Raw genomic sequence first — 12,912 nt, 5'->3', positions numbered from 1 at the left:
TATGTTTTTAAGTCAGGAAGATTTTGCCACGGTAGTACGTTCCACTCCGCTGATTTCCATCGATTTAATCGTGGAGAATGAACGCGGCGAGTTTCTTCTCGGCAAGCGCACCAATCGCCCGGCGCAAGGGTTTTGGTTCGTGCCGGGAGGACGCGTGCAGAAAGATGAGACCTTAGAAAATGCTTTCGAGCGTCTCACTCTCGCGGAGCTGGGGCTGCGTCTGCCGATGGCGGCAGGCCAGTTTTACGGAGTATGGCAGCACTTCTATGACGATAACTTCTCCGGCACTGATTTCAGCACTCACTACGTGGTGCTGGGTTTTCGCCTGAAAGTGAGTGAGGCAGACCTGCGTCTGCCTGATTCTCAACACGACGATTACCGCTGGCTGGAACAGGGCGCGTTGCTGGCGAGTGACAACGTTCACGACAACAGCCGCGCGTACTTCCTCGCTGATCGTCAGGCCGGAGTGCCAGGCATATGAAAATTTTGGTGTACGGAATCAACTATTCGCCGGAGTTAACCGGTATCGGCAAGTACACCGGTGAGATGGTGGAGTGGATGGCCCGTCAGGGCCACGAGGTGCGGGTCATTACGGCCCCGCCTTACTACCCGGAATGGAAGGTCGGCGAGCGTTATTCCAGCTGGCGCTATCGCCGCGAGCAGGGAGCCGCGACCGTCTGGCGTTGCCCGCTGTATGTGCCAAAACAACCCTCGACGCTGAAACGCCTGCTGCATTTGGGAAGCTTTGCCCTGAGCAGTTTCTTCCCGCTGATGGCGCAGCGTCGCTGGAAGCCGGATCGCATTATCGGCGTGGTGCCAACCCTGTTTTGTACGCCAGGTATGCGCCTGCTGGGCAAACTCAGTGGCGCCCGCACCTTGCTGCACATACAGGATTATGAAGTGGACGCCATGCTCGGCTTAGGTATGGCCGGGAAAGGCAAGGGTGGAAAAGTTGCGAAACTGGCCAGCGCCTTTGAGCGCAGCGGTCTGCATAACGTCGATTATGTTTCGACCATTTCGCGCTCGATGATGAATAAAGCGCAGGAGAAAGGCGTTCCGGCGCAGAAAATTGTCTTCTTCCCGAACTGGTCCGAAGTGGCGCGTTTTCGCGACGTGACGCAGAGCGATGCGCTGGCATTACGTGCGCAGCTCGGTTTACCTGTCGATCAAAAAATCATTCTTTACTCCGGCAACATCGGGGAAAAACAGGGACTGGAAAGCGTTATCGACGCCGCGCAGCAGCTTGATAAACATCCGTGGGTGTTTGTGATTGTCGGGCAGGGCGGCGGTAAGGCCCGGCTTGAAAAAATGGTCAGCGAACGCGGCCTGAAGAACGTTAAATTTTTCCCGCTTCAGTCTTACGAGGCACTGCCTGCGTTGCTGAAGATGGGTGATTGTCATCTGGTGGTGCAAAAGCGCGGCGCAGCCGATGCGGTTCTGCCGTCCAAACTGACCAATATTTTGGCCGTCGGCGGCAACGCGGTGATCACCGCTGAGCCTGAAACCGAGTTAGGCCAGCTGTGCGAAAGCTATCCGGGGATCGCCGTTTGCGTGGAACCGGAATCGGTCAATGCGCTGGTGACCGGGATTGAACTGGCTCTCGCCATGCCGAAAGAGAACACGGTGGCGCGTGAATATGCCGAACGCACGCTCGAGAAAGAGAACGTGCTTAGCCAATTTATTGCAGATATACGGGGATAAATCATGAGTCAGAATAAATTGTACCCGGTGGTGATGGCGGGTGGCTCTGGTAGTCGGCTGTGGCCGCTGTCTCGCGTGCTTTACCCCAAGCAGTTCCTGTGCCTGAAAGGGGAGCTCACCATGCTGCAAACCACGGTTTCGCGTCTCAACGGCGTGGAGTGCGAAAGCCCGGTGGTGATTTGCAACGAGCAGCACCGTTTTATCGTTGCCGAGCAGCTGCGTCAGCTCAATAAGCTGACCGAAAACATCATTCTTGAACCCGCTGGCCGCAATACCGCGCCGGCGATTGCCCTGGCGGCACTGGCCGCCCAGCGCAGCAGCCCGGACTGTGACCCGCTGATGTTGGTGCTGGCTGCAGACCACGTGATTCAGCAGGAAGACGCCTTCCGTGACGCGGTGCGTGCTGCCATTCCGTATGCCGAAAGCGGCAAACTGGTGACCTTCGGCATCGTGCCGGATCTGCCGGAAACAGGATATGGTTACATTCGTCGCGGCGATGTGACCACCGGGGAAGGCGACAGCGTGGCCTTTAACGTGGCGCAGTTTGTCGAAAAACCGAATCTGGAAACGGCGCAGGCTTACGTCGCCAGCGGCGAATATTACTGGAACAGCGGCATGTTCCTGTTCCGCGCAGGGCGTTATCTAGAGGAACTGGAGAAGTATCGCCCGGATATTCTTCGCGCCTGCGAAAAAGCGATGGCGGTGGTTGACCCGGATCTCGACTTTATCCGCGTGGACGAAGCGTCATTCCTCGCCTGCCCGGAAGAGTCAGTGGACTATGCGGTGATGGAGCGCACGGCGGACGCGGTAGTGGTACCGATGGATGCGGGCTGGAGCGATGTTGGCTCGTGGTCGTCACTGTGGGAAATCAGCGCTCATACGGCGGAAGGCAACGTCCATCATGGCGATGTCATCAGCCATAAAACCGAAAACAGCTATATCTATGCGGAGTCTGGTCTGGTGACCACCGTGGGCGTGAAAGATTTGGTGGTAGTGCAGACCAAAGACGCGGTGCTGATTGCCGATCGCAACTCGGTGCAGGACGTCAAAAAAGTCGTCGAGCAGATCAAAGCTGATGGTCGTCATGAGCATCACATTCACCGCGAAGTGTACCGTCCGTGGGGCAAATATGACTCCATCGATGCGGGCGAGCGTTATCAGGTCAAGCGCATCACCGTGAAACCCGGTGAGGGGCTATCCGTGCAGATGCACCATCATCGCGCCGAACACTGGGTGGTGGTGGCAGGCACGGCAAAAGTCACCATTGATGATGACGTCAAATTGCTCGGCGAAAACGAATCTATCTATATCCCGCTCGGTGCGACCCATTGCCTGGAAAACCCAGGGAAAATTCCTCTCGATCTGATCGAAGTGCGCTCCGGTTCCTACCTGGAAGAGGACGACATTGTCCGCTTCCAGGACCGGTACGGACGGGTTTAGCCCGAGCGCGTTGTTCGCCGGATGCGCGTTGCTTATCCGGCCTACAAAAGACCACGGACCTGTAGGCCGGATAAGCGCAGCGCCATCCGGCAAATAACGACAAAGACAATTTTGACCATTTTGGGTCAGGGCCGACTGTTGCCTGAAAAAGGGTAAAACCATGAATAAATTAACCTGTTTCAAAGCCTACGATATTCGCGGCAAATTAGGCGAAGAGTTGAATGAAGACATCGCGTGGCGCATTGGTCGCGCGTACGGCGAATATCTGAAACCGAAAACTATCGTACTGGGCGGCGATGTGCGCCTGACAAGCGAAGCGCTAAAACTGGCGCTGGCGAAAGGGTTGCAGGACGCGGGTGTGGATGTGCTGGATATCGGCCTGTCCGGTACCGAAGAGATCTATTTCGCCACCTTCCACCTCGGTGTAGACGGCGGCATCGAAGTCACCGCCAGCCATAACCCGATGGATTACAACGGCATGAAGCTGGTGCGTGAAGGCGCACGTCCAATCAGCGGCGACACCGGCCTGCGCGACGTACAGCGTCTGGCCGAAGCCAACGATTTCCCGCCGGTGAACGAAGCCGCGCGCGGAACCTACAAACAAATCGATCTGCGCAAAGACTATATCGATCATCTGCTCGGCTACATCAACGTCACAAATATCACGCCGCTGAAGCTGGTGATCAACTCCGGTAACGGCGCCGCTGGCCCGGTGGTGGATGCCCTCGAAGCGCGCTTTAAAGCCCTGAACGTGCCGGTAACGTTCGTGAAAGTTCACAACACCCCGGACGGCAACTTCCCGAACGGTATTCCTAACCCGCTGCTGCCCGAGTGCCGGGACGATACCCGCAATGCGGTGATTGAGCACGGCGCGGACATGGGCATCGCCTTTGACGGCGACTTTGACCGCTGCTTCCTGTTCGATGAGAACGGCCAGTTTATCGAAGGCTATTACATCGTCGGCCTGCTGGCTGAAGCCTTCCTCGAAAAAAATCCGGGCGCGAAAATCATTCACGATCCACGCCTCTCCTGGAACACCGTCGACGTAGTGAGCGCGGCGGGCGGCACGCCGGTGATGTCGAAAACCGGTCACGCGTTCATCAAAGAACGGATGCGCGAAGAAGACGCGATTTACGGCGGCGAAATGAGTGCCCATCACTACTTCCGCGATTTTGCCTACTGCGACAGCGGGATGATCCCGTGGCTGCTGGTGACGGAACTGCTGTGCCTGAAAGGACAAACCCTGGGCGAACTGGTTCGCGACCGCATGGCGGCGTTCCCGGCGAGCGGCGAGATCAACAGCAAGCTGGAACTGCCCGCCGAGTCTATCGCCCGCGTGGAGCAACATTTTGCGCTGCACGCGCTGGAGATCGACCGCACGGACGGGATCAGCATGTCGTTCCCGCAGTGGCGCTTTAATTTGCGCTCGTCGAATACGGAGCCGGTGGTGCGCCTGAACGTGGAGTCGCGCGCTGATGTTCCGCTGATGGAGGCGCGAACGCAGGATATTTTGGCGCTGTTGAAGGCGTAATGGCATTTCGTCGCCCGCTACATTCCCCTCACCCCGGTCCTCTCCCCAGAGGGGCGAGGGGGAAAAGACCGCACCGAGCGATCCCCTCTCCCCTTTGAGGAGAGGGTTAGGGTGAGGGATGTAGTGGGGAACTTAAAGGAACAACGATGACAAATCTAAAAAAGCGCGAGCGAGCCAAAACGAATGCATCGTTAATTTCAATGGTGCAGCGTTTTTCTGACATCACCATCATGTTCGGTGGGCTGTGGGTGGTGTGTCAGGTCAGCGGGCTGTCGTTTTTATATATGCATTTGCTGATGGCGCTTTTGGCGCTGGTGGTCTTTCAGATGATCGGTGGGATGACCGATTTCTACCGCTCTTACCGTGGCGTCAAAATCACCACCGAACTGATGCTACTCCTGCAAAACTGGACGCTCAGCCTGATCTTCAGCGCCGGGCTGGTGGCGTTCAGCAGCGACTTCGATAACAGCCTCAAAACCTATCTGTGCTGGTATGCGTTAACCAGCGTCGGAATGGTGGTCTGCCGCTCCCTGATCCGCTTCTTCGCCGGGTGGCTGCGCAATCGCGGCTACAACAAGCGTTATGTGGCGGTGGCCGGGGATTTACCCGTGGGCCAGGCGTTGCTGGACAGTTTCCGCAAAGAGCCGTGGCTGGGCTTTGACGTGGTGGGGGTTTATCACGACGCCAAACCGGGCGGCGTAACGGCTGACTGGGCGGGCAACTACGAACAGTTGATTGAAGATGCCCGCGCGGGAAAAATTCACAACGTCTATCTCGCCCTCAAAATGAGCGAAGAGTCGTGCATTAAATACCTGATGCGCGAGCTGGCCGATACGACCTGCTCGGTTATCCTGATCCCCGATGTGTTTACCTTCAATATCCTGCATTCGCGTATCGAAGAGGTAAATGGCGTACCGGTTGTGCCGCTGTATGACACGCCGCTGTCCGGGATCAATCGCCTGCTGAAACGCGCGGAAGATATTGTCCTTTCCTCTCTGATCCTGCTGCTGATTTCGCCGGTACTGTGCGGGATTGCGCTGGCGGTCAAACTCACTTCACCTGGCCCGATTATTTTCCGCCAGACCCGCTACGGAATGGACGGCAAGCCGATCATGGTCTGGAAGTTTCGCTCAATGAAAGTGATGGAAAATGCCAGCGTCGTGACCCAGGCCACGCAGAACGATCCGCGCGTAACCCGCGTCGGGAACTTCCTGCGCCGCACGTCGCTGGACGAACTGCCGCAATTTATCAACGTACTGACCGGCGGAATGTCGATCGTCGGGCCGCGCCCCCATGCCGTCGCGCATAACGAGCAGTACCGCGCGCTAATCGAGGGCTACATGCTACGTCACAAAGTGAAGCCCGGCATCACCGGATGGGCGCAAATCAACGGCTGGCGCGGTGAAACCGACACGCTGGAAAAAATGGAAAAACGCGTTGAGTTCGATCTGGAGTACATCCGCGAGTGGAGTGTCTGGTTCGATATCAAAATCGTGTTTCTGACGATTTTCAAAGGTTTTGTCAACAAAGCGGCGTACTAACATGAGCTTACGTGAAAAAACCATCAGCGGTGCTAAGTGGTCAGCGATGGCCACGATCATCATCATCGGCCTCGGGCTGGTGCAGATGACCGTGTTGGCACGCATTATTGATAATCATCAGTTTGGTTTGCTGACGGTATCGTTAGTGATTATCGCCCTGGCCGATACGTTGTCGGATTTCGGTATTGCCAACTCGATTATTCAGCGTAAGGAGATCAGCCATCTTGAGCTGACCACTCTTTACTGGCTTAACGTCGGGCTGGGCATTGCGGTGTGTGTGGGAGTGTTTTTGCTGAGCGGTGTTATTGGCGATGTGCTGAATAACCCGGACCTCGCGCCGCTCATTCGCACGCTGTCATTTGCATTTGTGGTGATTCCACACGGTCAGCAGTTCCGCGCGCTGATGCAAAAGGAGCTGGAGTTCAACAAAATCGGCATGATCGAGACCTCATCGGTGCTGGCCGGGTTTACCTTCACCGTGGTCAGCGCCCATTTTTGGCCGCTGGCGATGACGGCGATCCTTGGGTATCTGGTCAACACCGCGGTGCGTACGCTGCTGTTTGGCTTCTTTGGCCGCAAAATTTACCGTCCGGGCTTTCATTTCTCGCTGGCATCGGTGTCATCCAATTTGCGTTTTGGCGCATGGCTGACCGCCGATAGCATCATCAATTATGTTAATACCAACCTCTCTACGCTGTTTCTGGCGCGTATTCTCGGCGCCAGCGTCGCGGGCGGCTATAACCTCGCTTACAACGTGGCGGTGGTGCCGCCGATGAAACTTAACCCCATCATCACCCGCGTGCTGTTCCCGGCGTTTGCCAAAATTCAGGACGACACCGAAAAGCTGCGCGTGAACTTCTACAAGCTGCTGTCAGTGGTGGGGATTATCAACTTCCCGGCGCTGCTTGGGCTGATGGTGGTTTCAAACAATTTTGTCCCGCTGGTGTTTGGCGAGAAGTGGAGCGGGATTATCCCGATTCTGCAGCTGCTGTGCGTGGTGGGGCTGCTGCGTTCCGTCGGCAATCCGATTGGTTCGCTGCTGATGGCCAAAGCACGCGTTGATATCAGCTTCAAATTCAACGTTTTTAAAACCTTTCTGTTTATTCCGGCGATCGTGGTAGGCGGCCATATGGCGGGTGCGATTGGCGTGACGCTGGGCTTCCTGCTGGTGCAGATCATCAATACGGTTCTGAGCTATTTCGTGATGATCAAACCGGTGCTCGGCTCCAGTTATCGCCAGTACATCCTGAGCCTGTGGCTGCCGTTTTACCTGTCGCTTCCGACACTTGCGGTGAGCTACGGATTAGGGTTTGTGCTTAACGGACATCTGCCGCTGGGTGCGCTGCTGGCGGTACAAATTGCCGCCGGTGCGCTGGCGTTTGTGGTGATGATTGTGCTGTCCCGCAACGCGCTAGTGGTCGAAATGAAGCGCCAGTTTTGTCGCAGCGAGAAGATGAAGACGTTACTGAGGGCGGGGTGATTTCCCCCTCACCCTAACCCTCTCCCTCAGGGAGAGGGGATAGTCTGTGCATATTTCACCCTCTCCCGTGGGAGAGGGCCGGGGTGAGGGCATCAGGCCGCACCTGTTATGTGAAGAACCCCTTTTAGAGGTCATTATGAAATTATTGATTCTTGGCAACCATACCTGCGGCAACCGTGGCGATAGCGCCATTCTGCGCGGTTTACTGGATGCAATTAACACCCTTGAGCCTGAGACAGAAGTGGATGTGATGAGCCGCTACCCGGTGAGCTCGTCGTGGTTACTGAATCGTCCGGTGATGGGTGATCCGCTTTACAGCCAGATGAAACAGCACAATAACGCGGCGGGCGTAGTGGGGCGTGTGAAGAAGGTGCTGCGCCGACGCTATCAGCATCAGGTGCTGCTGTCGCGTGTGACTGACACCGGCAAGCTGCGCAATATCGCCATTGCGCAAGGCTTTACTGATTTTGTGCGCCTGCTGTCGGGTTATGACGCCATTATTCAGGTCGGCGGCTCGTTCTTCGTCGATCTGTACGGCGTACCGCAGTTTGAACATGCGCTCTGTACTTTCATGGCGAAAAAGCCGCTGTTTATGATTGGTCACAGCGTTGGACCATTCCAGGACCCGCAGTTTAACCAACTGGCGAACTATGTTTTTGGTCACTGTGACGCGTTGATTCTGCGTGAATCCGTGAGCCTCGACCTGATGAAACGCAGCGAGATTGATACGTCGAAAGTGGAACACGGCGTGGATACGGCCTGGCTGGTGGATCATCAGGAGCAGAATTTTGTTGCCAGCTACGCGGTGCAGCACTGGCTGAACGTCGCGGCACAGCAAAAAACGGTCGCCATTACCCTGCGCGAACTGGCTCCGTTCGATAAACGTCTGGGAACGACCCAGGCGGCCTACGAACAGGCGTTCGCCGAGGTGGTGAATCGCGTGCTCGACAGTGGCTATCAGGTGCTGGCGCTCTCGACCTGTACCGGAATTGACAGTTACAACAAAGATGACCGCATGGTGGCGCTGAATTTACGTCATCTGGTGAACGATCCGTCGCGCTACCACGTGGTGATGGATGAACTCAACGATCTGGAAATGGGCAAGCTGCTTTCTGCCTGCGACCTGACGGTGGGGACGCGCCTGCACTCCGCGATTATCTCGATGAACTTTGGCACGCCTGCCATCGCCATCAACTACGAGCACAAATCAGCGGGCATTATGCAGCAGCTCGGGATGCCAGAAATGGCGGTGGATATTCGCCATCTGCTCGACGGTTCCCTTGGCGCAATGGTCGGCGATACGCTGGGTCAGCTCCCAGCCATCAATGAACGCCTGGCGCGTGCGGTGAAAGCCGAGCGGGAAAATGGCATCAGCATGGTGAAATCCGTCCTCGATCGCATCGGGGAGGGCAAATGAAGGTTGGTTTCTTCTTACTGAAATTCCCGCTCTCGTCTGAAACGTTTGTGTTGAACCAGATCACCGCGTTTATCGATATGGGATACGACGTGGAGATTGTCGCACTGCAAAAGGGCGATACGCAGAATACCCATGCCGCCTGGACGCAGTATGATCTTGCGGCGAAAACCCGCTGGTTGCAGGATGAACCCCAGGGGCGACTGTCAAAACTGCGCTACCGCGCCACGCAAACGCTGCGTGGCCTGCATCGCCCATCCACGTGGCGGGCGCTGAACGTGTCGCGCTACGGCGCGGAGTCGCGCAACCTGATCCTCTCCTCAATTCGCGGGCAAACGTCGCAGCCGTTTCGCGCCGATGTGTTTATCGCCCACTTCGGCCCGGCCGGTGTAACGGCGGCAAAACTGCGCGAACTGGGTGTGATTGATGGCAAAATCGCGACCATTTTCCACGGGATCGACATCTCCAGCCATGAAGTGCTGAACCACTACACGGGCGAATATCAACAGCTGTTTCGTCGCGGCGACATGATGCTGCCCATCAGTGACCTGTGGGCCGGGCGACTGAAAAACATGGGCTGTCCGCCTGATAAAATTACCGTGTCGCGGATGGGGGTGAACATGGATCGCTTTACCCAGCGCCCGGTGAAAGTGCCGGGAAAACCGCTGCAAATTATCTCCGTGGCACGTCTCACTGAGAAAAAAGGGCTGCACGTGGCGATTGAAGCCTGCCGTCAGCTCAAGGCGCGCGGGTTTGATTTCCACTATCGCATCCTCGGCATCGGCCCGTGGGAGCGCCGTCTGCGCACGTTGATCGAGCAATATCAGCTCGAGGGATATGTTGAGATGCCGGGCTTTAAACCCAGCCATGAAGTGAAAGCGATACTCGACGATGCCGATGTGTTTCTGCTGCCCTCCGTGACCGGCACCGATGGCGATATGGAAGGTATCCCCGTGGCGCTGATGGAGGCGATGGCGGTCGGTATTCCGGTGGTCTCGACCGTGCACAGCGGCATTCCGGAACTGATCGAGCCGGGCCATTCCGGCTGGTTGGTACCTGAAAATAACGCGGCGGCGCTCGCCGATCGACTGGCGGCGTTTGGCGATATTGGACAGCAAGAGCTGGAACCTGTGCTGCACAACGCCCGGCAGAAAGTCGAAACTGAATTTAATCAGCAGGTCATCAATCGCCAACTTGCGAGCCTGCTGCAAACGCTGTAAAGCCGAGGTCTTATGCTTAAGAAGATAACCCGACGCAACTTTGTGACTTCCTGCTCATTGCTGGCGGCAACACCGTTGCTCACCTCGCGGCTCGCGCGGGCGGCTGGCCGTGGCACGGTCGATATCAGCCAGTATAATCGCAATGACTGGATCGCCGCTTTCAAGCAGGCCTTCATCGACGGCGATACGGTGGTGGTCCCGGCAGGGTTGACCTGCGAGAACATCAATACCGGGATTTTTATTCCTGATGGTAAAACGTTGCTGATCCGTGGAGCGCTGACCGGCAACGGGCGCGGGCGTTTCGTGTTGCAGGAAGGCTGTAAAGTGATCGGCGAAGGGAAGGGACGCACCGAAAATATCACCCTCGACGTGCGCGGCTCCGATTGTGTTATCCAGGGTCTGGCGATGAGTGGCTTCGGACCGGTCACGCAGATTTATATTGGTGGAAAAAACGATCGTGTGATGCGTAATCTGCTCATCGACAATATCAGCGTGTCACAGGCTAACTACGCCATTCTGCGCCAGGGATTCCATAATCAGGTCGACGGCGCGAGGATCACCAACAGCCGTTTCAGCCATCTGCAGGGCGATGCGATTGAGTGGAATGTGGCGATTAACGATCGCAATATTCTGATTTCTGACCACGTGATCGACAACATCAACTGCACTAACGGCAAGATCAACTGGGGTATCGGCATCGGCCTCGCCGGAAGTACCTACGATAACGACTATCCTGAAAAACAGGCGGTGAAGAACTTTGTGGTGGCGAACATCACCGGCAGTAACTGCCGCCAGCTGGTTCATGTTGAGAACGGCAAACACTTTATTATCCGTAACATCAAAGCCAAAAACATCACTCCTGATTTCAGTAAGAAAGCGGGGATTGATAACGCCACGGTGGCGATTTACGGCTGCGATAATTTTGTCATCGACAATGTTGATATGGTCAACAGCGCCGGAATGCTCATTGGCTACGGGGTGATTAAAGGCAATTATTTGTCGATCCCGCAAAACTTTAAACTGAACGATATCCGCCTGGATAACCGACAGCTGGCGTATAAACTGCGCGGTATCCAGATTTCGTCCGGCAATTCGACCTCGTTTGTCGCCATCACTAATGTCGAAATGCAGCGCGCTACGCTAGAGCTGCACAACAAACCGCAACACCTGTTTTTGCGTAACATCAAGGTGATGCAAGAGGCCGCTGTGGGGCCAGCGCTGAAAATGAATTTTGACCTGCGTAAAGACGTGCGCGGTAAATTCATGGCGAAGGACGAGACCCTGCTGTCGCTGGCAAATATCCACGCAGTTAATGAAAACGGGCAGAGCTCAGTGGATATCGACCGGGTGGATCAGCAGGTGGTGAATGTGGAGCGGCTAAACTTCAAATTGCCCCACAGATAGAATTTACGTCGGCCATTTTGCGATTAATCTGGATCAAAACTGTGACGTATTCGGACAACAACTACTGTAATTTGTGGGTCGAAAGCGTACCATCGGGTCCAGAATTACCGCAAAACATGCTGGCGAAAACAGGTTTAACAGCTATAATTCGGCAACCATTTTAAGGTGGAAGAAATAATGATTAATTTGAAAGCAGTCATTCCGGTAGCGGGTCTGGGCATGCATATGCTGCCAGCCACGAAGGCGATTCCTAAAGAAATGCTACCGATCGTCGACAAGCCGATGATTCAGTACATCGTTGACGAGATTGTTGCTGCAGGGATCAAAGAAATCGTTCTGGTGACCCACTCTTCCAAGAATGCGGTAGAGAACCACTTCGACACCTCTTACGAACTCGAAGCGCTGCTTGAGCAGCGTGTTAAGCGTCAGCTCCTGGCCGAAGTGCAGTCCATCTGCCCGCCTGGAGTGACCATCATGAACGTTCGCCAGGCACAGCCGCTGGGCTTGGGACATTCCATTCTGTGTGCGCGTCCGATTGTCGGCGATAATCCGTTTATCGTGGTGCTGCCAGATATCATTCTGGACAATGCGTCTGCCGATCCGCTGCGTTACAACCTTGCCGCTATGGTCGCGCGTTTCAATGAAACGGGGCGCAGCCAGGTGCTGGCCAAACGCATGAAAGGCGATCTGTCCGAGTACTCTGTGATTAAAACCAAAGAGCCGCTGGATTCAGAAGGGCAGGTGAGCCGTATCGTTGAGTTCATCGAAAAACCCGATCAGCCACAGACCCTGGCTTCCGATCTAATGGCAGTGGGCCGCTACGTGCTGAACGCTGATATCTGGGCCGAACTGGAAAAAACAGAACCGGGCGCGTGGGAACGTATTCAGCTGACTGATGCTATTGCAGAACTGGCTAAAAAACAGTCTGTTGATGCGATGCTGATGACCGGTGACAGCTACGACTGCGGTAAGAAAATGGGTTATATGCAGGCATTCGTGAACTACGGGCTGCGCAACCTGAAAGAGGGCGCGAAGTTCCGTAAGAGCATTGAGAAGATGCTGACGAACGAGTGATTATTTAGTCCTGCTAAGTTTGCAGTAAAGTAGCGGCAACCGATCATCCTGAGCGAAGGTAAATGCTCAAGAATGATAGTTGCCGTTTTTTGTTTTTAAAGTTCCAG

General features: G+C 55.5%; 10 protein-coding genes. All 10 read left to right on the top strand.

The window, feature by feature from the left end; all coding sequences use genetic code 11:
- The first annotated feature begins 1 nt into the window (after window position 1).
- The 10 genes from JBO43_RS04420 (at window position 2) to galF (ending at window position 12,805) form a co-directional block, all read left to right on the top strand.
- Window positions 2–481 (top strand): GDP-mannose mannosyl hydrolase, encoded by a 480-nt coding sequence (locus JBO43_RS04420; RefSeq protein ID WP_202673788.1) that lies wholly within the window; start codon window positions 2–4, stop codon window positions 479–481.
- Window positions 478–1,701, top strand: a complete 1,224-nt coding sequence (wcaI, locus tag JBO43_RS04415) for a colanic acid biosynthesis fucosyltransferase WcaI (RefSeq protein WP_103949798.1) — start codon at window positions 478–480, stop codon at window positions 1,699–1,701. The genes JBO43_RS04420 and wcaI overlap by 4 nt, the downstream gene beginning before the upstream one ends.
- A gap of 3 nt (window positions 1,702–1,704) precedes the next feature.
- Window positions 1,705–3,141 (top strand): mannose-1-phosphate guanyltransferase, encoded by a 1,437-nt coding sequence (gene cpsB, locus JBO43_RS04410; protein WP_095282592.1) that lies wholly within the window; start codon window positions 1,705–1,707, stop codon window positions 3,139–3,141.
- A gap of 160 nt (window positions 3,142–3,301) precedes the next feature.
- Entirely contained in the window at window positions 3,302–4,672 is a 1,371-nt protein-coding gene (gene cpsG / locus JBO43_RS04405) for a colanic acid biosynthesis phosphomannomutase CpsG (protein WP_202673787.1), read from the top strand.
- A gap of 146 nt (window positions 4,673–4,818) precedes the next feature.
- The gene (gene wcaJ / locus JBO43_RS04400) at window positions 4,819–6,213 is read left to right on the top strand and encodes an undecaprenyl-phosphate glucose phosphotransferase (RefSeq protein WP_103946183.1); all 1,395 of its coding nucleotides are present in this window, start codon (window positions 4,819–4,821) and stop codon (window positions 6,211–6,213) included.
- A gap of 1 nt (window position 6,214) precedes the next feature.
- Window positions 6,215–7,693 carry a colanic acid undecaprenyl disphosphate flippase WzxC gene (gene wzxC / locus JBO43_RS04395; RefSeq protein ID WP_103946182.1) on the top strand — a complete coding sequence of 493 codons (1,479 nt, stop codon included), beginning with the start codon at window positions 6,215–6,217 and terminating at the stop codon, window positions 7,691–7,693.
- Between the two features lie 136 nt (window positions 7,694–7,829).
- Window positions 7,830–9,110, top strand: coding sequence for a colanic acid biosynthesis pyruvyl transferase WcaK (gene wcaK / locus JBO43_RS04390; protein ID WP_103949796.1), 1,281 nt, complete (start codon window positions 7,830–7,832; stop codon window positions 9,108–9,110).
- The gene (wcaL, locus tag JBO43_RS04385) at window positions 9,107–10,327 is read left to right on the top strand and encodes a colanic acid biosynthesis glycosyltransferase WcaL (RefSeq protein WP_202673786.1); all 1,221 of its coding nucleotides are present in this window, start codon (window positions 9,107–9,109) and stop codon (window positions 10,325–10,327) included. Before wcaK ends, wcaL begins: the two co-directional genes overlap by 4 nt.
- Window positions 10,328–10,339: 12 nt before the next feature.
- Window positions 10,340–11,731, top strand: a complete 1,392-nt coding sequence (wcaM, locus tag JBO43_RS04380) for a colanic acid biosynthesis protein WcaM (protein ID WP_202673785.1) — start codon at window positions 10,340–10,342, stop codon at window positions 11,729–11,731.
- Between the two features lie 177 nt (window positions 11,732–11,908).
- Window positions 11,909–12,805: a GalU regulator GalF gene (galF, locus tag JBO43_RS04375; RefSeq protein WP_103946179.1), complete on the top strand. Its 897-nt coding sequence runs from the start codon at window positions 11,909–11,911 to the stop codon at window positions 12,803–12,805.
- The last annotated feature ends 107 nt before the right edge of the window (window positions 12,806–12,912 follow it).

Source organism: Lelliottia jeotgali, assembly GCF_016771845.1.
Lineage (GTDB): Bacteria > Pseudomonadota > Gammaproteobacteria > Enterobacterales > Enterobacteriaceae > Enterobacter > Enterobacter jeotgali.
Note: the sequence above shows the minus strand (reverse complement) of the source record. Positions and strands in the feature narration are given on the sequence as shown.